This is a genomic window from Duganella sp. CF517 (assembly GCF_900110275.1).
GTDB lineage: Bacteria > Pseudomonadota > Gammaproteobacteria > Burkholderiales > Burkholderiaceae_D > Rugamonas.
In genome coordinates this window covers 443,560-465,813 of sequence record NZ_FODC01000004.1, presented here as the reverse complement: position 1 = coordinate 465,813, position 22,254 = coordinate 443,560, and the positions used below count along the sequence as shown (strand labels likewise).

Below are 22,254 nucleotides of genomic sequence, written 5' to 3'. Positions count from 1 at the left end.
ATTTCTGTAACGGCGGAGTCTGATTGAGACCGCGCCAATCGCCGCTGGTCTTGCCGTCAGCGCTGCACGTACAGCCGCGCGCCGAACACCGGCCCCGCCGTATGGCCGGGTTCCGGATCGAAGCGGACCACGATGCTGCTTTTTCCTTGGGTCAATTTCTCCGGCAGCACGTAGTCGCGGTCGATGAACTCGCCCGGATGGCTGCCATCGAGCTTGACGCGCGCCACCCGTTCACCGTCGATACTGATGTGGAAATCGCGGTTGCGCTCCTCGCCCCAGTAGCTGGCCTGCAGCACCATCTGCCCCGGTGCGCATTTCATGCGGAAGCTGAAGTAGCCGCCGGTGCGCGCGTCGCGCCCCATGCGGCCGCGATAGGAGACCGGATACGAGATATCCGATTGCAGGTCGTGGTCGCGCTCCGGCTGCATCTCGCCCAGGTGCATGACGTCGATCGAGCGGTCGGCCAGGTCCTTGAGGCGCGCCTCCTCCTTGCGGAACGCCACTTCGGAGGCGGCCCATTCCTGCTCGTTGTAGGCGTTGAAGTAGACGGCGGCGCGGCGGTCGTACTGCGCGAAGAACGGCGTGAACTTCATGTCGCCGGGGCGCCCGCTGCCCACCGTCCGGTACACGGCCTTCACCTTGTCGGCCTCCTTGAACGAGGCCAGGATGTTGGCGCCGACCAGCGCCGGCGCCAGCCCGTCGAACGGCTTGTCGGCCGCGCCCAGATCGGCCGCCAGCACCATCGGTCCGCGCAGCAGCGCCACCACCTTGTCGTTGCCGGCGGCCGATTCCAGCCGCAGCTCCAGCGGCAGGGTCAAACGCACGGTGTCGCCGGCGCGCCAGCGGCGCCGCACGAACAGGTAGCCCTTGTCCTTGCTGGCGGGGTGCGGCTTGCCGTTGACCAGCAGCGTGTGGCCGGAAGCCCAGGCCGGGATGCGCAGGGCCAGCGTGTAATAGCGCTGGCCGGCCAGGCGCTTGACCTTGATGTCGATATCGCTCTCGAACGGATAGCGCGTCGTCATCTCCAGCGTGGCCGCCGCGTGCCGCCATGTCAGCAGCGACGGGATGTACAGGTTGACGAACAGCGTGTCGCGGTTCTCCCAATAGATCGAGTCGCCGTGCTTGGAGTGGCTCTCGATGCCGGACAAGACGCAGCACCAGAAGTCGTTCTCCTCGCTGGAGTACTCGCGCGCCACGCCCGACATCAGCGGCGTCATATAGGTGAACATGCAGGTGCGCGGATTCTGGTGCGCCATGATGTGGTTCAGGTGCGTGCGCTCGTAGTAGTCGAAGTAGGCGGCGTCCGGCGACCAGCTATACAGGTGACGCGTCATCTTCAGCATGTTGTAGCTGCAGCAGGCTTCGCAAGTCTGTTCGGTGATGTGGGCGGCGATGGTGTCCGGGCCGGAAAAATACTCGCGGTCGCCGTTGCCGCCGATGACGTAGCTGTGGTGGTCGGTCACCGTCTTCCAGAAGAACTTGACGGTGTCGGCGTCGCTTTGCTGGCCTTTGAGCTCATACAGGCGCGCCAGGCCGATCAGTTTGGGGATCTGCGTGTTCGAGTGCAGGTTGGCCAGTTCGTCGCGGCCTTCCGCCAACGGCGCCAGCGCCTTGTGGTGGTAGAGGCGCCGCGCGACCTTCAGCCAGCGCTCGTCGTTGGTGCGCGCGTACAGTTCGGCGAAGCTTTCGTTGATGCCGCCATGTTCGCACGCCAGCACCTGCTGCAGCTGTTCGTCGTTCAAGGCGTCGAAGACCTTGGCCATGTAGCCGGCCAGCCCCGTCGCCACTTGCAGCGCCTGCGCGTTGCCGGCGTAGGTCTGGGCGTCGAACAGGCCGGCGAACACCTTGTGCCAGTTATACAGCGGCACCCAGCAGCCATTCAGGTCGAAGCCGGCCGAGCGGATCTCGCCGCGCATGATCTCGGGGAAGATCTCCTTGCCGTCGACGACCTTGCCGTCTTTGCGCTTGCGCATGAAGCCACCGATGTAGCCGTCGCCCTGCGCCCGCTGCACGCGCGCCAGTTCGTCGACGATATAGTCGATGCGCGGCTTGAGCGCCGGCAGCCCGCTCTGCGCATGCATCAGCGACAGCGCAGACAGGTAGTGGCCCAGGCCTTCCCCGGCGATGGTGTCGGACTCCCAGCCGCCGTAGATCTTGCCCTTGACCGGCAGGCCGGCGAACAGGTGGTAGTTGTGCAGGAAGCGGTCGGCGTTCAGGCGTAGCAGGTAGGATTGGTTGGCCTGCAGCGCCTCGGCGTAGAAGGACGGCAGCAGGCGCACGTCCGACATCTGCACCGCCGTCGCGGATGTCGGCGTGGAAGGCGCGCTCGCCGCCACCGCGCCGGCGGAGGCGGCCGTGGCTTCAGCCTCCTTCGCGGCGCCGGCGGCGCTCGCCCTGGCGCTCCAGCCGGATATCAGCCCCAGACTGGCGGCGCCTTGCAGGATCAATCGACGGTGACGGAACGGTGACGAGGCGTGCATGGTTATCCTGAATAGACGATGTTATCCAATAATATACGCGGCCCGGGGAAATGCGTCTTGCGCCGGCAAATCATAAAGAATGACGAAATCCGCACAATCGTGCGGACTCGCTCGCGGCTTATTTGTACACGTCCGAGGTCAATCCATACTTCTGCATCTTGTAATACAACGTCTGTTTGGGCACCGCCAGCGCCACACTGACCTCGCTGACGCTGCCGCCGGCCTTGCGCAACTCCTGTTCGATGACGGCGCGCTCGAAGCAGCCGACCTGCTCGGCCAGCGGCGACGGCGCCAGGCTGCGCGCCGACAGCAGGCCGTCGGACCCGCTCGACAATCCCAGCACAAAGCGCTCGGCGATGTTGCGCAACTCCCGCACATTGCCCGGCCAGTCGTGCGCCATCAGCGATTGCATCAAAGGACCCGGCACCGGCGGCGCGGCGCGCTTGTAGCGGGCCGCCGCGCCGAGCAGGAAGTGCTCGAACAGCAGCGGAATGTCCTCGCGGCGCTCGCGCAGCGGCGGCAGGTTGAGCACGATCAGATTCAGGCGGTAATACAAATCGCTGCGGAATTTCTGCTGGTCCGACAGCTCTTTCAAGTCGTCCTTGGCGGCGGCGATCACGCGCACGTCCACCGGCACCTGGCTGTTTGAGCCGAGCCGCTCGACGTAACGCTCCTGCAGCACGCGCAGCATCTTCACCTGCAACGACATCGGCAGGCTCTCGATCTCGTCGAGGAACAGCGAGCCGCCGTCGGCGTGTTCGATCTTGCCGACCTGGCGCTTGGCGGCGCCGGTGAAGGCGCCCGGCTCGTGCCCGAATACTTCGCTCTCGAAGATATTCTCCGGGATGGCGCCGCAATTGAGCGCGACGAAGTTGCGCTTGTGGCGCCGGCTGTACTGGTGCAGGCAGCGCGCCACCATCTCCTTGCCGGTGCCGGTTTCGCCGTAGATCAGCACATCGGCCGGTTCGTCGGCCAGGTCCAGGATCAGGCGGCGCAGGTCGCGCATCGGCGCCGAGTCGCCCAGCAGCGTGGCCTCGATGCCGACGCCATGCTCGATGCGGTGGCGCAGCGCCGCCACTTCCAGCGTCAGGCGGCGGGTTTCCAGCGCCCGCTGCACCACCTCGGACAGCTGCTCCGACGAATACGGCTTGGCGATGAAGTCATAGGCGCCATCGCGCATGGCGTTGACCGCCATCGTGATATCGCCATGGCCGGTCACCAGCACCACCGGCAATTGGGCGTCGATCGCCTTCACCGCCGCCATCAGATCGAGCCCGCTCATGCCGGGCAGCCGCACGTCGCTGACCACCACGCCGGCGAAGCCCGGGGTGACCTTGGCCAGCGCCTGTTCGGCCGCATGGAAGGCCTCGACCTGGAATCCCGCCAGGTCCAGCGCCTGCGCGCTGCCCGCGCGCACGGTGGCGTCGTCCTCGACCAACAGTACTTTCATCGTTTCATACATCTATAGTCTCCTGCTCCGCAAGCGGCAATTCAATGATAAACCTCGCCCCGCCGGAAGCGCTGGTTTCGACCCGCAGCAGTCCGCCGAACTCGCGCACGATCTGCTCGGAGATGGCCAGCCCCAATCCGAGGCCCTGCCCTTGCGGCTTGGTGGTGAAAAATGGTTCGAACAAGTGCGCGCGGATGTCGTCCGGGATGCCCGGGCCGGTATCGGACACGCCGATCATCACGCGTTCGTCGGTGCGCTCGACGCCGACACTCAGTTCGCGCGTCTCGCTGTCGGCCATCGCGTCGAGCGCATTGTTAAACAGATTGACCAGCACCTGCTCCAGGCGGTTGCTGTCGCACAGCGCATGCACATCCTGGCTGCGCATCGACATGCGGAAGTTCACGCGCTCGCGTTCCACGCGCCGCTCCACCAGGAACAGCGCGGCGGTGATCGCCGCCGCCACCGGCACCGGGCGCAGGCTGGCGTCGGCCTTGCGCGCGAACTGGCGCAGTTGGCCGGTGATCAGTCCCATGCGCCCCACCAGTTGCGAGATGGTCGCCAGGTTGGTCTTGGCCTCGTCCAGGCGATCGCGCTCGATCAGCACCCTGGCGTTGTCGGCCATCGTGCGCAGCGCGGTCAGCGGCTGGTTCAGTTCATGCGTGATCCCGGCCGACATCTGGCCCAGCACCGCCATCTTCGCCGCCTGAACCAGTTCGCTCTGGGCCTGGCGCAGTTTTTGTTCGGCCTTGCGGCGCACGACGTTCTCCTCGCTCAGGTTGTGCGTCATCTGCTGCAGGCTGGAGGTGCGCTCGGCCACCATCGTTTCCAGGTTGTCGTAGGCGCGCTGCAGGTCTTCCCGGGCGCGCAGCCGCTGCAGGCCAAGGCGGCGGCGCTGGCGCGTGTACAGCACCAGCATCACCAGCAAGGCCTGCACCAGCAAGGCGAATAAAAACACGTTGCGCGCGCTGGCCCTGGCCGGCGCCAGATCGGACAGATAGACAAACTGCCATTTGCGCGGCGCCAGCGAGCGCGCCTGGCTCACCATGCGCGAACCCGGCCCCGAATCGGGCACCGCGGCCGGCACCTCGACGATGCTGGCGCCGCCGTCGATGCGGCGCTGCTCGCGCAAGCCCAGCGGCGTGAGCGCGTGCGAAAAGTACTGGCGCGACGCCTCCAGTTCCTGCCGCACCGCCGGCGCCAGCGGCGCCAGCGTGCGGTACTTCCATTCCGGTACGGAGGTCAGGAAGACAACGCCGTGGGCGTCCGCCAGCAGCACCTTGTCGGCGCCCTGCACCCAGCCCTTTTCCAGCTTCTCGATATTGACCTTGACCGTGGCCACGCCCAGCATGCGGCCGTTGTGATAAATCCCGTGCGCGAAAAAGTAGCCAGGCTCGCCGCGCGTGGTGCCGACGCCGTAGAAGCCACCCGGCTCGCGCCGCAGCGCATCGCGCACGTAGGGCCGGAACGAGACGTCGTCGCCGACAAAGCTGTCGCGCTCGCGCCAGTTGCTCGCGGCCTGCGTCACGCCCTGCAGATTGACGATATAGATGGTGGTCGATTTGGAGAGGCGGTTGACCTTCTCCAGGTATTGGTTGACTTCCCCGCGCAGCGTGTCGTCGCCGGGGTGCTGCAACAGGGCGACGACGTCCTTGTTCAACTCCAGGGTGCCGGGCAGGAAATCATATTTGGCCAGCAGGTTCTCGAGGCTGAGGGCATAGCCGTCGAGCCGCTGCGCCCCGGACAGGCGCAGCCGCTCGATGGCCGCGTTCTCGGCCCAGCGCCAGCAAAAAAGCGCCAGCGCCAGACAGGCGGCCAGCAGCAAAACCCACAGCGTGAGTCGCCCCCAAAGCCGCCGGCCCGGCCGCGATGGTGGAACCGTCTGCGATGGTGCTGCCGCCATAATCCCCTCTTTTCTACCTCAACCCGCGATCACGCCGCGCTCGAACCACGGCTATTAAAACACATGCCGCACACCGAGGTTGAATCCAGTGGTGCCGGTGCCGGTATCGGTGGCCGTGCCGACCTTGAAAGCGGCGCCATTGCGGTTGTCGATATGCCCATAGGCGGTGTACAGGTCCGTGCGGCGCGACAGCGGGTACAGGTAGCCGACCGCGCCCTGCTTCGCGTCCTGCCGCAGCGCCGATTCATCGTGGTGGTCGATATACGACAGCAGCAATGTACCGACCGGCAGCGCCACGGTGAAGCCGAGCAGCGTGTCCTTGCTTTCATTGTCCAGCAAGTCCTTGTTACGCGCGTGCGCCGCGTGGACGGTCACCCTGGAGAACTTGTAGCGCGCCGTCAGCATCGTGTTGCGGCTGCGGGCGCTCGACAGCGCGTTGTCGCGCTGCTGGTGCGCCAGCACCAGCGTCAGCGGACCGTTTTCGTAGGTGCCGCTGCCGGCGATGCTGCGGTTCTTGCTGGTGTCGCCGGCCACCTCGCCGAAGCCGTACAACACGTCGGCCGAGAAACCGGCCACCTTAGGCGTGATGTACTCCACCGAGTTGTCGACCCGCGAGTTATTGGCGAAGATGTTTTGCGAGTTACCCGCCAAGCCGGTCTGGAACGGGTCGGCGATGTTGTTCAGCGTTTTATAGAACGGCGAGTACTGGCGGCCGATGCTGAACGCGCCGGCCGGGGTGGTCAGGCACAGGTAGGCCTGGCGGCCGAACAGCAATCCGCCCTGCGCAGGGATGCCGGTATCGAGGTTGTTGCCGTTTTCCAGCCCGAAGGCCAGGATCATGCCGCCGCCCAGGTCCTCCTTGCCCTTGATGCCCAGGCGCGAGCCCGAGCCGATGCCGCTACCGACCTTGGTGGTATTGCCGGCGGCCGCGCCGCGCTCGACCAGCAGGCCGGCGTCGGCGACGCCATACACCGTCACCGACGATTGCGCGAGCGCGGCGGACGACAACAAACCCAGCGCCAGGGCGCCCGTGAAATTTTTCTGCATCTTTGCATCTCCTGAGATTACTTTTGTGGTGCTGCTTTTTTGGTGGTGCTGTCTGGTTCAATCTACCGGCTTGCTTCAGGCGGCGCGGATATTGGCGACGCTGTCCTTGCCCTGCTCCGCCAGCGGCGCCTTCTCCTCATCGAGCGCGCCCTCCCACTTGGCGACGACGGCGGTGGCCACGGCGTTGCCGACGGCGTTGGTGGCCGAGCGGCCCATGTCCAGGAACTGGTCGATGCCCATCAACAGCAGCAGGCCAGCCTCCGGGATGTTGAATTGATTGAGCGTGGCGGCGATCACCACCAGCGACGCGCGCGGCACGCCGGCGATGCCCTTGGACGTCACCATCAACAGCAGCAGCATGGTGATCTGGGTGCCGAGCGACAGGTCGATGCCATAGGCTTGCGTGATGAACAGCACGGCGAAGGTGCAGTACATCATCGAGCCATCCAAGTTGAACGAATACCCCATCGGCATGACGAAGCTGGAGATCTTGCGCTGCACGCCGAATTGGTCCAGCGCCACCAGCAGTTTGGGATAGGCCGCTTCCGAACTGGCGGTCGAAAACGCCAGCAGGAACGGTTCGCGGATCAGCACCATCAGGCGGAACACGCGCTTGCCGATAAAGGCGAAGCCGCCCAGGATCAGCAGCGCCCACAGGCACACCAGGCCCAGATAGAAGCCGCCCATGAATTTGGCGAACGTCGCCAGGATGCCAAGGCCGTTGGTGGTGACCACCGACGCCATCGCGGCGAAGACGGCCAACGGCGCCATTTTCATGATGCTGCCGGTGATGCGCAGCATGACCTGCGCCAGCTGGTCGACGCCGGCGGTCAGCTTGGCCGCCGATTGTCCCAGCGCGCCCAGGGCGCTGCCGAAGAAGATCGCGAACACCAGCACCTGCAGGATCTCGTTGTTGGCCATCGCCTCGATCGGCGACTTCGGCACCATGTGGCTGACGAATTCCTTGAGCGTGAAAGCCGAGGTTTTCAGGCCGGTGGTGGCGTCGATCGGTGGCAGCGGCAGTCCCAGATGGGTCCCGAGCTGCATCAGGTTCGACAGCACCATGCCCAGGGTCAGCGACACCAGCGAGGCGATCACGAACCAGCCCATGGCCTTCATGCCGATGCGGCCGGCGGCCTTGCCGTCGCCCAGGTGCGCGATGCCGACCGCCAGGGTCGAGAACACCAGCAGCGAAATGATCATTTTGATCAGCCGCAGGAACACGTCGGTCACGATCGAGATATGGCCGGCGATGTCGGCGGCGGCCTTTTTATCGGGGAACGCCTGGTGGCACGCGTAGCCGACGGCTACGCCCAACACCATGGCGATCAGGATGTACAGCGTTAGTGGGCGCTTTTTTTTCACTTTTATCATCTCCGTATTGTTCCCCCGGCGGCGCCGCGGGGTACGGGTAGATAGCAATGGGTATGCCAGCGCTCGGCAGCGAAAAATAGCCGCTCAAGCCATTGATTTCAATGACAATTCTTTACGGAAATGATGATCGGAGCGCGCTAGTGGCATGGAAAACTGGAACGGTCGCGGGCCGCCTGTATGGAAAGTTGGACGCCGCCGCCGGGTCAGGATGCGCGCTCGGCGTACTCGATGCGGTTCCTGCCGTTTTCCTTGGCGCGGTACAGCGCCATGTCGGCCAGTTTGATCAGCGATTCGGGCGTGCAGCCCGGCAGGGGTCCGGCCACCACGCCGAAGCTGCAGGTGATGTCGATGGCGACGCCCTCGTCCACCACCGGATCGGCGCAGATTTCCCGGTGCAGCTCGCGGATGCGCTGCTCGCCGCCACCGGCGTAGAGTCCGGGCAGCAGCAGGATGAACTCCTCGCCGCCGTAGCGGCCGACGGTGTCGGAGCCGCGCAGGCGCTCCGACAGGCGCCGCACGAATTCGCGCAGCACGGCGTCGCCGGCCAGGTGGCCGTGGGTGTCGTTGACGCGCTTGAAGTGGTCAAGGTCCAGCAGCACCACCATGAAAGTGCCGCCGCTGCGCGTGGTCGTGACGATTTGCTGACCGATCATTTCCATGATCGCGACCCGGTTCCAGGCCTTGGTCAGGCCGTCCTTGAGGGAACGCATGCGGTGCTCTTCGCGCGAGGCCTCCAGCTCCACGGTGCGTTCGCGCACCAGCTGCTCCATCGCGGCGCTGCGGCGCAGGATGCCGCGCAGGCGCCAGCGGTACAGCAGCCAGGCCAGGGTCAGCGCCAGCACCACACATCCGGAGTAGAGCCAGCCGCTGCGCCACCAGGGCGGCATGATCGCCACCGGCAGCTCGATCGGCCCGGCCGCCGCCTGCAGCATGGTGTTCTCCGCGCTCACCTGCAGCACATAGCTGCCCGGCGCCAGCGCCGGATAGCGCAAGGCCGTGGAGTCGGTGACGGTCCAGGCGCTTTCCAGCCCCTTGAGGCGGTAGCGGTAGCGCAGCGCCTCGTGGTTGCGGAACGACAGCACCGCCAGCCTGATCTCGAGCGCGCCGCCGCTCCAGGCGATCATCTGCGCCTTGCTGACGCCCAGCGGATTACCGTCGTAATCGACCGATTCGATGCGCAGCGCCAGCTCCTTGGGCGCGAACAGGTCCTGCGGATGCAGGATATGCGAGGCGCCGCTGCTGGTGCCGATCCACATCGACCCGTCGGTGTCTTCGAAGATCGCGTACTGGTTGCTGTCGTTCCAAATCAGGCCGCTCTGCTGATCGAGCATGCGCCAGGCCTTGCCGTTCCAGACGGCGACGCCGTCGTCGCTGCCGATCCACAACCAGTGGCGGCGGTCGACATGCATCGACATCACCGAGCGGCCGGCCATCGGCGTGCCCGCCAGCGGCAGCCGCTGCAAGGCCAGCGCGTCGGCGCTGTCGTCGGCCGCTCCGTACCAGACGACGGACTCGCGGTCGTCCGCCAGCCACAGGTTGCCGGCGTCGCAACTGAGCATATCGATTTTCGACGGCAGCGCCGGCGCGGACCAGCGCTCGCCGGCCAGCCTTAGCAAGCCGCGGTGGGCGAGAAACCACAAGGCGCCGTCGCCGGTCTGGCAGACGGCGGTCACGCCGATGTCGTCTTTTTGTTCGCGCAGCAGTTGGCGCAATCCCTCGACCGGCCGCGGCGCCGTCGAATGTTCCGGGTCGCGGATCACATACAGGCCGCGGTTGGTGGCGATCCAGATCCGGCCGGCGGCATCGATGAACACGCGCAGGATCAGCGGCAGCTTGGCGATGTGGACGCTGCGCCCCGTCAGGCGGTCCTGGCGCACCAGCGCGCCGGAGAACGTCCCGCTCCACACATTGCCCGCGCGGTCGGTGGCGATGCTGCCGATTTGATGGTCGGCGCCCTCGTAACCGCCGGCCGTCTTGGCGAAGCGCACCTCCCCGGGGCGCCGCAGCGCCATGCCGCGCCCCGTCCCGATATACAGCGCGCCGTCGCGCGCGCGGTGGAACGACCAGATGTCGTCGCTGGGCAGGCCCTGCGCGGTGGTCCAGTTGGCGACGCTGCGATAGCCCTGCCAGTGGGCCAGGCCGCGCCCCGCCAGTCCGAGCCACAGCTCGCCGTCGCGGTCGACGTAGATGGCGGAGATGCCGCCGTCGGCCTTGAGCCCCTCACTGGCGCCGTACTCGCGCCAGGCGCCGGCCACGCCGCGCAGCAGGCCGTAGTCGTTGTTCGACACCAGCGTGCCGTCGCCGTCCTGGGCCATCGGAAACAACTGCCGGACGGTGGCCTGCGCCACGCCGGGCGGCGCGTGCGCCACGGCGCGCCCGGCGCCCGGCGCCAGCGACAGCATGTGGTCCTGGCTGCGCAGCCATATCTGGCCACCGCTGGCGGCGAAGACCGCGCCCCATTTCGCCGCCGGCACGCCCTGCTGCGGGCCGTAGCGGGTGAAGCCGCCGGCCCGGTAGTGGCAAACTTCCGTCGCGCACCCCATCCACAGCGCGCCGTCCGCACCGGCCGCGATGCTGGCGATCCGGCGCAGCTCGGGATGGGCGAGCCGTTGCGCCTCGCTGAAATAATATCGGGAGTGCCACTTGCCACCGTCGGCGGGCCGCACCTCCACCAGATCGCGCTGGTCCACCACCAGCATGCCGTCGCCGCCGTTGCGCGCAAAGCGCTGGCCGGCCCACAGCACCATGGGCGCGCCGTCCGGGCCTTTGACGGCACCGCAGCCGTCGCCACGCCAGGCGCACACGCCGGCGTCGGTGCCTACCCATACGCGGCCGGCGGCATCGGTCGCCAGCGCGGTGATGAAAGCCGCCGGCAAGCCATCGCGCTTGCCATAGCGCCGGAAGCGCGCGCCGTCGAAGCGGAACAAGCCGTTCTCGGTGCCGACCCACAGATATCCCGCGCCGTCCTGCGTGATGGCGGTGACGGCCTGGTTGGCCAGGCCGTCGGACTGGCCGAAATAACGCAGCGCCATTTGCTCGGCGGCGGCGGGCGCGCCCAGCCAGGCGAAGATCAACCCCGCCAGCCACGCCAGCCACGCCGGCACCCTGAACATCGTTGACACCATCGCAGCGCCCCGCATCACCACCTCGTGCTGGTCCTGAACACCCCCAGCATGCCACCGCCGCGCCGATCCGTCCAGCACACGGGCATCGGCCGGCGCCGGCCGCGCGCCGTCACGTATAATCGAGCCGCGCCGACCCCGATGTGACTTGCATCGACTCCTCCACCCGGAACAACCTGACACTGCGACCTACACCCTGATGCGATCCGTGCTTCATCCCGCGCGCGCCGTGGCGCTGGCCTTCTTGATGGCGATCGCCTTCGGCACGGCGCTCCTGATGCTGCCGTTCTCCCACGCGGGCGGCCAGGGCGCGTCCTTGCTGGTCGCGTTCTTTACCTCCGTGTCCGCCGTCTGCGTGACTGGCATGACGATCGTCGATACCGGCACCTACTGGTCCGGCTTCGGCCAGGGCGTCATCATGGCGCTGTTCCAGTTCGGCGGCTTCGGCATGATGACCGCCGCCACCCTGCTTGGACTGTTGGTCAACAGCTCTCCGCGCCTGCGCACCAAGTTAATCAGCCAGATGGAAACCCGCACGCTCGGCCTGGGCGACGTCACCAGCGTGGCGCGCCTGGTCCTGGTGGTGACGCTGGCGTCGGAGCTGGTGCTCGCCACGCTGCTGACACTGCGCATGCACTATGCCTACGACCTGCCGTGGGCGCAGGCCGCGTGGAGCGGCGCCTTCCACGCCGTGTCGGCGTTCAGCAACGCCGGCTTCTCGATCCATGCCGACAGCGTGACGCGCTACGCCGGCGACGCCCTGATCCTGGCCCCGCTGATGATCGCCGTCATCGCCGGCGGCATCGGCTTCCCGGTGCTGCACGACCTGCGCCTCAAGCTGCGCGACCCGCGCCACTGGTCGATGCACACCAAGCTCACACTGCTCGGCACCGGCGTGCTGCTGGCCGTGGGCTTCGTCGGCGTGCTGCTGTTCGAATGGCACAACCAGCGCACGCTCGGCGCCATGGACCTGGGCGACAAGCTGCTGTCGGCGTCGTTCATGTCGGTGGCCGCGCGCACCGCCGGCTTCAACGCCGTCGACATCGCCGCGCTGACGCCCGAATCGTGGGCGCTGCACTACTTCCTCATGTTCGTCGGCGGCGGCAGCGCCAGCACCGCCGGCGGCGTCAAGGTCGGCACCATCGTCATCCTCGCGCTGCTGGTGATCGCCGAGGTGCGCGGCTTCCGCGACACCGAGGCCTTCGGCCGCCGCCTCGGCGCGTCGGCGCAGCGCCAGGCCATCACGGTGGTGGTGCTGGGCTGCGGCATGGTCGCCCTGGGCACCCTGGTGCTGCTGCACGTGTCCGACTTCCCCACCGACCAGATTATTTTCGAGGTGGTCGCGGCCTTCGGCACGGCCGGCCTGTCGACCGGCATCACCCCCGGCCTGCCGCCGAGCGGCCAACTGACCCTGGCCCTGCTGATGTTCCTTGGCCGGGTCGGCACCGTCACCCTGGCGGCGTCGCTGGTGCTGGGCGAGCGCCGCCTGCCCTATCGTTATCCCGAGGAGCATCCAATTGTTGGGTAAAATTTTCACGGAACAGATCTCATTCCCGAACAGCGACAACATCGTCGTCGTCGGCCTTGGCCGCTTCGGCGGCGCCGTCGCCGAAGCGCTGATGCGCATGGGCCACGACGTCATGGGCATCGACCGCGAAACGGAACTGGTGCAGCTGTGGGCCGACAAACTGACGCACGCGGTGCAGGCCGATTCCACCAACGAGGACGTGATGCGCCAGCTCGGCGTGGCCGAGTTCTCGCACGCGATCGTCGGCATCGGCACCGACCTCGCCGCCAGCCTGATGTCGCTGATGGTGCTCACGGAGCTGGGCATCAAGGACATCTGGGTCAAGGCGCTGACGCCGGAGCACGGCCAGATCGCCCGGCGCGTGGGCGCCCACCACATCGTCTATCCGGAGGCCGACATGGGCGCGCGCGTGGCGCACCTGATCACCGGCCGCATGATGGACTACATCGAGTTCGACGACGGCTTTGCCATCGCCAAGATCCGCGCGCCGGAGCTGACGCACGACATGACCTTGGCGCAGTCGCACGTGCGCGAGAAATTCGGCGTCACGGTGGTCGGCGTCAAGCGTCCCGGCGAGGACTTCCAGCACGCCCTGCCCGACACCCATGTGCTGCCGGCCGACATCCTGATCGTTTCCGGCGCCACGCGCAAGATCGAGCAATTCGCCAGCAGCGGCCGCAAGCGCTGAGCGCCGCCGGTTTTGTAACTGAAAGGTGTTAATAACAAAAAAGCTATCGATTTCATACAAATAATTGATTTTGATAATAGTGACACAGCCGTTAAGGTTTGCTTTCACACATCATCAATAGGGAGATACCCATGAAATCGACTCAGTTCGCCTGCCGCCTGGCCGTGCTGGCCTTGACGGCCGTGGCCGGCATCGGCAACGCCGCCGCCCAAGCCGTCCCCACTCCAGCCCCAGCCCCAGCCCCCACCGGCGCCACCGTCATGACCCGCGACAACGGCGCCCCCGTCGGCGACAACCAGAATTCCCAGACGGCCGGCCCCAACGGCCCGGTGCTGTTGCAGGACGTCCAGCTGATCCAGAAACTGCAGCGCTTCGACCGCGAGCGCCAGCCCGAGCGCGTGGTCCATGCGCGCGGCACCGGCGCCCACGGCGTCTTCGTTGCCAGCAAGGACATCTCCAACCTGACGCGCGCGGCCGTCTTCACGCCGGGCGCGGAAACGCCGGTGTTCGTGCGCTTCTCCAGCGTCATCCACGGCAACCACTCGCCGGAAACCCTGCGCGACCCGCGCGGCTTCGCCACCAAGTTCTACAGCAAGGAAGGCAACTGGGACCTGGTCGGCAACAACCTGCCGATCTTCTTCATCCGCGACGCCATCAAATTCCCGGACATGGTGCACTCGCTCAAGCCGTCGCCGGACACCAACGTGCAAGACCCGAACCGGTTTTTCGATTTCTTCTCGCACCAGCCGGAATCGACCCACATGCTGACCCGCGTGTACTCGGACCAGGGCACGCCGGCCAGCTACCGCGAAATGGACGGCAACAGCGTGCACGCGTATAAGTTCGTCAACGCCAAGGGCCAGGTCAACTACGTCAAGTTCCACTGGAAGACGCTGCAAGGCGAAAAGACGCTGACCGCCAAGGAGGCGTCGGCGATCCAGGGCCGCGACTTCAACCACATGACGGGCGACCTGATCGCCGCCATCAAGGAAGGCCGCTTCCCGAAATGGGATTTGTACGTGCAGGTGATGACGCCGGAGCAGTTGGCCAAGCTGGACTTCAACGGCCTGGACGCCACCAAGATCTGGCCGGCCAGCGTGCCGGAGACCAAAGTCGGCACGATGACCTTGAACCGCAATCCGGACAACGTCTTCCTGGAGACCGAGCAATCGGCGATGGCGCCGTCGAACCTGGTGCCGGGCATCGAAGCGTCGGAAGACCGCATGCTGCAGGGCCGCTTGTTCTCTTACGCCGACACGCAGCTGCACCGCCTCGGCGCCAACGGCCTGCAACTGCCGATCAACCGTCCGCTGGCGCCCGCCGCCAACTACAACCAGGACGGCGCGACCAACAGCGGCGCCCGCAAAGGCGAAGTCAACTACCAGCCGAGCGCGCACGCGCCGCTGGCCGACAACGCCGAGTACAAATCCAGCCAACTGCCGTTGAGCGGCACGACGCAGCAGGCGCGCATCGCCAAGACGCGCAACTTCGCGCAGGCCGGAGACTTCTACCGCTCGCTGAACGCGCAGCAGCAGGCCAACCTGGTCAGCAACCTGGCGGGCGATCTGGGCCAGGTGAAGGATGACACTGTCAAGTACACGATGCTGTCGCACTTCCAGAAGGCCGACGCCAACTACGGGCGCGCGCTGGCGGTGGCGGTGAAGGCCGACCCGGCCAGGGTCCAGCAGCTGGCGGCCAAGCTGGCCGATTGATGTCGACCGGGGCCGCCATGCGTCATCGGCGGCTCATGCCATCACCGCGCCGCCTCGAACGCGCCCAAATCCGGCGCCGAACCGTTGAACGGCAACCCGACATTGACACCCTTGCCGATCAGGTCGCTGGTCGAACGCAAATGATAGCTGCGCAGCGGGGGCAGGCTGCCGTCCGCCTGCCTCGGCGCATCCCAACCGCTGGCGGAGACGTCCTCGAAGTCGCCATCGCTTATCTGCACCGGCAAGGTCCACGAGTTGTTCGGCATGTCCAACCCGGCGGTGTTCGACGTCGCCGTCCCCTTGTACGCCAGGTTGTTGCGCAGGTTGCCGAAGTTCACCGCCGAACCATCCGGCGCGATTCCCAGCATGTTGTAGTTCGCGCCGTTGCCGAACGCCGTGTTGTTAAAGAAATCGAGCGCCAGCGGATGGTGGTTGGCATAAAAACCCGCGGCCTTGTTGGCGAACGCCACCGAGAACCGCACCGTGTGCTTCACGCCGTTGGCGACATACGCGCCGCCATACCCGCCGGCCTTGATGCCGTTGCCGTTGCCCGCCGCCAGCGGCGTGGTGGTCCCCGGCAGATAGCCATGCTGCCACGCCCACGAGTTTTCAATCGTCACCGGCGAGAACGCGTTGATCAGGTCGAACCCGTCGTCGGTGTTCATCCACGCGCGGCAACCGCGGAACACATTGCCCGGCTGGTTGGCCTTGATGTGCGCGCCGAAGCCGTCGGCGCTCTGGCCGGCCCCGTTCGACGTGTACGGATCGTAGTTGTGGTGCGAGTCGCTGTTGAGCACCAGATTATTGCCGCCGTTCTGGATGAACAGCCCCGGCCCCATGTTGTGGTGTAAATTAAGCAATTCGAAAACGTTGTTGCTGCCGCTGTTCCACACGCCCCACGACTCGTGGTTGAGCCGGTTGCCGGGCTGCTGCGGCGCGCCGGTGACCTCCAGCCCCTTCAGGTGGACCCAACTGGCGGTGACATTGAAGCCCTTGACGCGGCAATCATCCTTCATCGCGGAAAAATCGAACACCGGCGTCTCGCCCGGGTACGCCCAGTACCGGATCGGCTGGCCGGCGGCGCCGCTTTTGTCGAGCGTGATGGCGTTGACGATCGCCGTGCGGCTGGCGCACGCCTCGACGCCGGCCGTGTAGGCATACTTACCGCCACGGAAGTAGACGGTGTCGCCGGCCTGGGCCCGGGTTTGCGCCCGCGCGATCGATGCCCACGGCGCCGCTTGCGTGCCGGCGGCGTTGTCGCTGCCACCGGGGGCGACGTAATAGTTGGTGGCGAACGCCGGCGCGGCGGCGAACGGGAGGAACAACAGCGCGCTGAGAGTATTTTTCATCGCTGCTATTGTAGAGAGCGCCGGAACATTATTGCCACACCGGCCGGAAAAATCATCAAACTGATCGGCTGCGCCGCGCGAACGCCGACTTCGTCATCGGCACGCGCGCCTCCAGCAACGCGCCCAGCAAATGCTGGGCATGCAGCAACAGCGCCGGATGGGCGGCGTCGGCCGGATGCAGGCCGAAGCGCACCAGCGGGGCCGGCGCCAGGCACGCCGCCTGCGCCACGGCCAGGCGCGGCGACAGTTGCCGTCCGCTGCGGTTGCGCGCCGCGTACACCAGACTGGGCGACCAGATGCTGCGCCGGGACGACAGCAGGTGGAAACGGGTCCAGGTGGTGGTGTAGGAAAACGGCGCCCGGCGCAGCGCCACCCAGGCGCCGCTGCCCAGCAGCCACGCCGGCGGCACGAAACCGTCGACCGGCCAGCCGCGACGGTGGAACCACTGCAGGCCGCGCGCCAGCAGCAGTCGGCTGTGCGCCGCGCCCAGCGCGGAAAACTCGCCTTCGTGGCGCGTGTAGACGCCGCGCAGCCAGCGCTGGCGCCAGCCCGACGGCGGCGGCCCGCTGTCCAGATGCCGATAACCGTGCAACGCCAGTTCGTGGCCGCGCGCCAGCAGCGCCGTCAGCATCGCGTCGTAGCCGGGGTCGGCGCGGTCGTCGCCGTGATAGCACGGCACCACCAGCAGCGTCAGCGGAATGTCGGCGACCTCGGACAACGCGCTCAGCAAGCGCTGGCAGGCCGGCCAGGTGGCGGGCGCCACGTCATGGATCGCGACGCACAGCGCCTTGCGCTCAATCGACAAGGCAGCCCTGCGGATCCGGCTCGGCGCGCCGGCGCGCGCCCAGCAAAGCGGTGTAGCGCTCCATCAACTGCGGCATGATGCGATTCCAGTCGAACTGCGCGCACGCCTTGTGGCGGGCGTTGGCGCCCAGCCGCGCCATGTCCGTGCCGAACAGCGCCGCGACGCCCTCGCCCAGGCTGGCCGCGCTGTCCGGCCGCACCACCAGCCCCGTGCCCGCATCGATCAACTCGGCAACCCCGCCGCCGGTGCCCAGCACCGGCAAGCCGCAGGCCATCGCCTCCAGCGCGATCAGGCCGAAGGTTTCGCCGTCGCCCGGATGGGTCAGCAGGTCGCAGCCGCCCAGCAGCCGCGCCAGGCGCGCGGGATCGCGCTCGAACGGCAGTATCGTGCTGTTGGGCGACGCCGGCAACGCGCCGCCGCCGCCGATCAACAGCAGATGGTAGGGAGGACCGAGCCGCCGCACCGCCTCGATCAGCACGCCCAGCTTTTTCTGCGGCGTGAAGCGGCCGGCGTAGACCAGCAACCGGGTGGCGTCGGCCAGTCCGAGACGCCGGCGCAGCCCGGCATCGCGCCGCGCCGGGCTGAAGATGTCGGTGTCCACGCCCAGCGGCTGGTGCACGGCGCCCGCCACGCCGAGCTGGTTGAGCCGGTGCACCATCAGCTTGCTGGGCGCGAGCACCAGGTCGAACTGCGTGTACACGTGCCGCAGATACGCGCCGGCGGCAGCGGCCGCGCGCGGGCCGAACCGCTGCCCGACCAGCGCGTGCAGGTCCGAATGGTAGAAGCCGACCAGCGGCACCGGCAGGCGCCGGCGCGCGTGCAGCGCGGCCAGCGCGCACGGTCCGGCGTCGCCGACCTCCAGCAGATCGGGCCGGCAACGCTGGACGATGCGCGCCGGCGCGCGCAGCGAACGCGGCAGACGGTAACCGTTAATGCCTGGCAGCGCGATACCCGGCAAGGCGATCACCGACGGCGTCAGGCTGCAAGGCTTGACGCTCGAGCTCAGTATTGTGTGGCGTACGTGGCCGTGGCGCGCCAGCCAGTTGGCCTTGGCGTTGAGATAGCTGCTGATGCCGCCACCCTCGGCGGCGTAGTACATGGTGATGTCTAGAACATGCATGATGGGGCTTCGCGTGGGAAGGCCCCCACGTTAGCATCGCGACCCGCCCCGCCTTTGATCTCGGTCAATCGGACAAAATCCGCTCCGCTCCATTCCAGCCAGCCGCCGTCGTACACGCTGATGCGCGGCCAGCCCATCAGCCAGGCATAGAAAAACGCCATGGACGCGCGCCACCCGGTGCCGCAATAAAACCCGATCTGCAAACCCTCGACGATGCCCTGCCGGCGCCATTGCAATGCGATCTCGGCGGCCGGCTTCATGCGGCCGTCGGCGAGATGGTAAGCGCTCATGCTGTTGACGTCGCCATCGGCACCGGCCCGGCCCCAGCGCGCACCCGGAATATCCCCGCGCGCGGCGATGTAGCTGTAGCCGGACACTTTGCCGAGAAATTCCGCCTCGCTGCGTATGCTGACCAGCGCGCCATCGGCCGTCGACAGCAACGCGCGCGCCTGGCTGGTGCCGATCAAATATTCGGGATGCGCGGGAAACGCCGCACCGAACCCGGCGGCGGCGGGCCGGCCCGCCGGGCCGACCGCTCCCCGCGCGCAGGCGTGACCGGCGGCCTGCCACGACGCGAAGCCGCCATCGAGCAGGCGCACATCGTCCACCCCGGCGTACAGCAGCAGGTGCGCCAGCCGCGCGGCGGCCAGGTTGTTGCGGCCGTAGAGGATGACGGTGGTTTCGTGGCGCACGCCATGCGCCAGCAGCAGGTCGAGCAGCACCTGGTCGTCGACCTTGTTCCACAGCGGTTCGCACTCGAACTGGCCGCTATCGATGTACGCAGCGCCGGGGATGTGGCCGTGTTCGAACGGCGCGGCGCCGCCGCATCCGACCTCCAGCAAACGCCAGTCGGCCGATGGCCGGGCGTCGACCGGCGCGCCGTCGATCAGCATCGCCAGCCAGGCGGGCGCGACCAGCTGGCGCCAGCGCGCCAGGTCCGGACGAAACTGCGCGGCGACCTTGTTATCCTGCATATCCTGGTTTTCCATACACGCCGTTGTGGCGATCCGGACGGTATTTTACGCTGGCCGGACGGATCGGCCGGATTTTGCGCCTGAATATCGCGCTTTCCGGCGCCCAAACGAAAACACCGCCATGAAGGCGGTGTTTTTATCCTGCGATGCGACGGCGGCTATTAGCGCGCGCGTCCACGGAAGACCAGGTTGGCGATCGCCAGCAGCACGACCGCGCCGAGGAACGAGACGCCCAGCGAACCGAGGCTGAAGTCGCCATCGTTGATCGTGCCCGTACCCAGCAACGGCGCGATCACCAGGCCGCCGAGGAAGGCGCCGACGATGCCGACGACGACGTTCAAGATGATGCCCTGTTGCGCGTCCGTGTTCATGACCTTGCTAGCGATCCAGCCCAGCAAACCACCAATTACAATCCATCCGATAAAGTTCATTTTTCTTCTCCCTGACTATTAAAGTGAGCGTTTCACACGTCTACCATCGGCTTAGTCGGTTGCCCTACTTGCCGCGTCGACAAAACGATCCGACCACTGCATTCTACGGCTGACTCAGCAGAAGCTTGTCAGCCCAGCGCTGCTGTTGACGTAGGACTACGGCCCATCGTGGCTCCGGTCCGGCTCGGGGGCGCAGTTGCGCGTGGCCGCGCTGATCTGCGCCAGCGGCACCTTGGGGCTGCGGTCGGCGTTCAGCAAGCCGTTGGTTTCCTGGAAGGTGTCGGCGAACTGGGTGTAGCAAAAGCCGCTGAACATCACCGTCTCGTTGACCACCTTGAGCAAGGTCCGATAGCGGTTCAGATACGTCGCGGCGTCGCCGACGCGCGAATAGCCCCAGGTGTGGTGCGCCGGCGCGTTCGGATCGAAGGCGATGCCGCCGAACTCGGTGAGCACGATCGGCTGGCCCCGGTGCGGGAAGCCGTCCAGGGTCAGGATGCGTCCGCCCGGGCGGCGCTGGTCGAACAGCGTGCGCACCGGATCGGTGACGGCGTAGCGCTGTTGCAGCTTTTCCGGATCGGCGTCGTAGTCGTGGATGCCGAGGATGTCGGTGGCCGACGCCTCCCAGCCGTCGTTGCCGATCACCGGGCGCGTGGCGTCGAGCATGCGCGTCATGTGGTACAGCGCCTCGACCGCGTTGCGGTGCGCCTGGGTCGACGTCAGATTGGGCACGCCCCACGATTCGTTGAACGGCACCCACACGATCACGCACGGATGGCTGTAATCGCGTTCGATCGCCTCGGTCCACTCCTTGATCAGCCGGGTCATCGCGCGCGGGCTGAAGGCGTAGGCCGACGGCATCTCCTCCCACACCAGCAGGCCGAGCTTGTCGGCCCAGTACAGGTAGCGCGGGTCCTCGATCTTCTGGTGCTTGCGCACGCCGTTGAAGCCCATCTCCTTGGCCAGCTCGACGTCGCGGCGCAACGCGTCGTCGGACGGCGCCGTCATCAGCGAATCGGGCCAGTAGCCCTGGTCGAGCACCAGCCGCAGCGGATACGGCCGGCCGTTGAGCATGAAGCGGTCGCGGTTGATCGCCACCGAGCGCAGCGCCGTGTACGAGCGCACCGTGTCGAGCACCTCGTCGCCGCAATACAGGGTCAGCTCGGCGTCGAGCAGGGTCGGACGCTCGGGGCTCCACAGCAGGTCGTTGCGCGAATCGTCGATGCCCGGGTCCGACAGCACGATCTTGCGGTTGGCGGCCCGCCCCACCAGCAGGTAGCGGTCTGCCGCCAGCAGCACGCCGTTGTGCAGCAGCCGCACCGACACCGCCAGGTTGTTGCGGATGTCGCCGCCGGCCAGCACCTCGCAGCCCATCTCGAAGCCGTCGAACACCGGCGTCCAGCGCAGCGAGCCGATGTAGGTCGCCGGCAGCGACTCGAGCCACACCGTCTGCCAGATGCCGGTGGTGCGCGGATACCAGATCGAGTGCGGCTCGAGCTGCCAATCCTGCTTCCCGCGCGGCTTGGCCAGGTCGCCCGGATCGTCCTCGACATGCACGACGATAGTCTGGGTCGGCCCCTCGGCCAGCGCGTCCGTGATGTCGGCGTGGAACGGCGTGTGGCCGCCCTCGTGCTCGGCCACCAGCACGCCGTTGACCCAGACGCGCGCGTGGTAGTCGACCGCGCCGAAATGCAGCATCGTGTGGGCGCCGCGCCGCTCCAGGTCGAACGTGAGCCGGTACCAGCACGCCATATGGAACGACTGGTCGCCGATGCCGCTGGCCTTCGATTCCGGCGCGAAAGGAACATTGATGCGCGCGCCCCAGTCGATCGGATCGCCCGGGTGGCTGAACCGCTGCTCGTGGTCGAAGGCGAATTCCCATTCGCCGTTCAGCGACTGCCACGCGTCGCGGACCAGTTGCGGTCTCGGATATTCAAACTGGCTCATGCGCATCCTTTTCATCGGTGCCGCGCCGGTTGCGCGGTGAAAAAATAATGCTAGCAATCTTGGCTGCGCAATGCATTTCAATTTCAAGCGGAACGCGCAAATCGGCGCAAATAAAAACCAAAAGTGCGGCTGATTTACAACTGCTTTTCCTAGCGGAATTGAAAAGAAAAAATAGTCGATCATTGCTAGGATTGGCTGACATCTTTTGCGCCGCGCTGGCCCAGCGCGCGCGTCGAAACCGACGTCTCCTGGATCCGACCATGTCAGCCACGCCTCCGCATACCGCCCGTCAAATCAGCCTTTCCGGCTTGGCGGGGGGACGCCGCATGA

The 22,254-nt window shown here is 66.6% G+C and carries 16 protein-coding genes; 3 read left to right on the top strand and 13 right to left on the bottom strand.

Annotated elements, in window-relative coordinates:
• Window positions 1-56: 56 nt before the first annotated feature.
• The 6 genes from BMX85_RS18095 to BMX85_RS18070 form a co-directional block, all read right to left on the bottom strand.
• Entirely contained in the window at window positions 57-2,480 is a 2,424-nt protein-coding gene (locus tag BMX85_RS18095) for a beta-L-arabinofuranosidase domain-containing protein (RefSeq protein ID WP_229210548.1), read from the bottom strand.
• Between the two features lie 118 nt (window positions 2,481-2,598).
• Window positions 2,599-3,930, bottom strand: a complete 1,332-nt coding sequence (locus BMX85_RS18090; protein ID WP_090322151.1) for a sigma-54-dependent transcriptional regulator — start codon at window positions 3,928-3,930, stop codon at window positions 2,599-2,601.
• A gap of 4 nt (window positions 3,931-3,934) precedes the next feature.
• Entirely contained in the window at window positions 3,935-5,830 is a 1,896-nt protein-coding gene (locus tag BMX85_RS18085; RefSeq protein ID WP_090321228.1) for a sensor histidine kinase, read from the bottom strand.
• 54 nt (window positions 5,831-5,884) lie between these two features.
• The gene (locus tag BMX85_RS18080) at window positions 5,885-6,877 is read right to left on the bottom strand and encodes a porin (RefSeq protein WP_090321225.1); all 993 of its coding nucleotides are present in this window, start codon (window positions 6,875-6,877) and stop codon (window positions 5,885-5,887) included.
• A 75-nt stretch (window positions 6,878-6,952) separates the two neighbouring features.
• Window positions 6,953-8,242: a dicarboxylate/amino acid:cation symporter gene (locus tag BMX85_RS18075; protein ID WP_090321222.1), complete on the bottom strand. Its 1,290-nt coding sequence runs from the start codon at window positions 8,240-8,242 to the stop codon at window positions 6,953-6,955.
• A 212-nt stretch (window positions 8,243-8,454) separates the two neighbouring features.
• Window positions 8,455-11,376, bottom strand: a complete 2,922-nt coding sequence (locus BMX85_RS18070; protein ID WP_177196805.1) for a ligand-binding sensor domain-containing diguanylate cyclase — start codon at window positions 11,374-11,376, stop codon at window positions 8,455-8,457.
• A gap of 196 nt (window positions 11,377-11,572) precedes the next feature.
• On the opposite strand from BMX85_RS18070, the gene BMX85_RS18065 reads away from it, so the two are divergent.
• The 3 genes from BMX85_RS18065 (at window position 11,573) to BMX85_RS18055 (ending at window position 15,301) form a co-directional block, all read left to right on the top strand.
• A complete protein-coding gene (locus BMX85_RS18065) occupies window positions 11,573-12,901 on the top strand; it encodes a TrkH family potassium uptake protein (protein WP_090321217.1) in 1,329 nt (442 codons plus the stop codon).
• On the top strand, window positions 12,891-13,589 hold the full coding sequence (locus tag BMX85_RS18060) for a potassium channel family protein (RefSeq protein WP_177196804.1): 699 nt from the start codon (window positions 12,891-12,893) through the stop codon (window positions 13,587-13,589). Before BMX85_RS18065 ends, BMX85_RS18060 begins: the two co-directional genes overlap by 11 nt.
• A 131-nt stretch (window positions 13,590-13,720) precedes the next feature.
• Entirely contained in the window at window positions 13,721-15,301 is a 1,581-nt protein-coding gene (locus tag BMX85_RS18055; RefSeq protein ID WP_090321211.1) for a catalase, read from the top strand.
• 41 nt (window positions 15,302-15,342) lie between these two features.
• Here the strand turns inward: BMX85_RS18055 and BMX85_RS18050 are convergent, their stop codons facing one another.
• The 7 genes from BMX85_RS18050 to BMX85_RS30180 all read right to left on the bottom strand — a co-directional run bounded on the left by BMX85_RS18050 (window position 15,343) and on the right by BMX85_RS30180 (window position 22,126).
• Entirely contained in the window at window positions 15,343-16,650 is a 1,308-nt protein-coding gene (locus BMX85_RS18050; RefSeq protein ID WP_090321209.1) for a right-handed parallel beta-helix repeat-containing protein, read from the bottom strand.
• 55 nt (window positions 16,651-16,705) lie between these two features.
• The gene (locus tag BMX85_RS18045) at window positions 16,706-17,455 is read right to left on the bottom strand and encodes a DUF2334 domain-containing protein (protein WP_229210547.1); all 750 of its coding nucleotides are present in this window, start codon (window positions 17,453-17,455) and stop codon (window positions 16,706-16,708) included.
• Window positions 17,445-18,575 carry a glycosyltransferase gene (locus BMX85_RS18040; protein ID WP_090321206.1) on the bottom strand — a complete coding sequence of 377 codons (1,131 nt, stop codon included), beginning with the start codon at window positions 18,573-18,575 and terminating at the stop codon, window positions 17,445-17,447. The genes BMX85_RS18045 and BMX85_RS18040 overlap by 11 nt, the downstream gene beginning before the upstream one ends.
• A complete protein-coding gene (locus BMX85_RS18035) occupies window positions 18,563-19,564 on the bottom strand; it encodes a sulfurtransferase (protein WP_229210546.1) in 1,002 nt (333 codons plus the stop codon). Before BMX85_RS18035 ends, BMX85_RS18040 begins: the two co-directional genes overlap by 13 nt.
• 146 nt (window positions 19,565-19,710) lie before the next feature.
• Window positions 19,711-19,980 carry a GlsB/YeaQ/YmgE family stress response membrane protein gene (locus tag BMX85_RS18030; protein ID WP_090321203.1) on the bottom strand — a complete coding sequence of 90 codons (270 nt, stop codon included), beginning with the start codon at window positions 19,978-19,980 and terminating at the stop codon, window positions 19,711-19,713.
• A 156-nt stretch (window positions 19,981-20,136) separates the two neighbouring features.
• Complete coding sequence (locus tag BMX85_RS18025; RefSeq protein ID WP_090322145.1) at window positions 20,137-21,924, bottom strand: glycoside hydrolase family 2 protein; 1,788 nt, start codon at window positions 21,922-21,924, stop codon at window positions 20,137-20,139.
• Window positions 21,911-22,126: a hypothetical protein gene (locus BMX85_RS30180; RefSeq protein WP_143068023.1), complete on the bottom strand. Its 216-nt coding sequence runs from the start codon at window positions 22,124-22,126 to the stop codon at window positions 21,911-21,913. The genes BMX85_RS18025 and BMX85_RS30180 overlap by 14 nt, the downstream gene beginning before the upstream one ends.
• Window positions 22,127-22,254 lie beyond the last annotated feature (128 nt).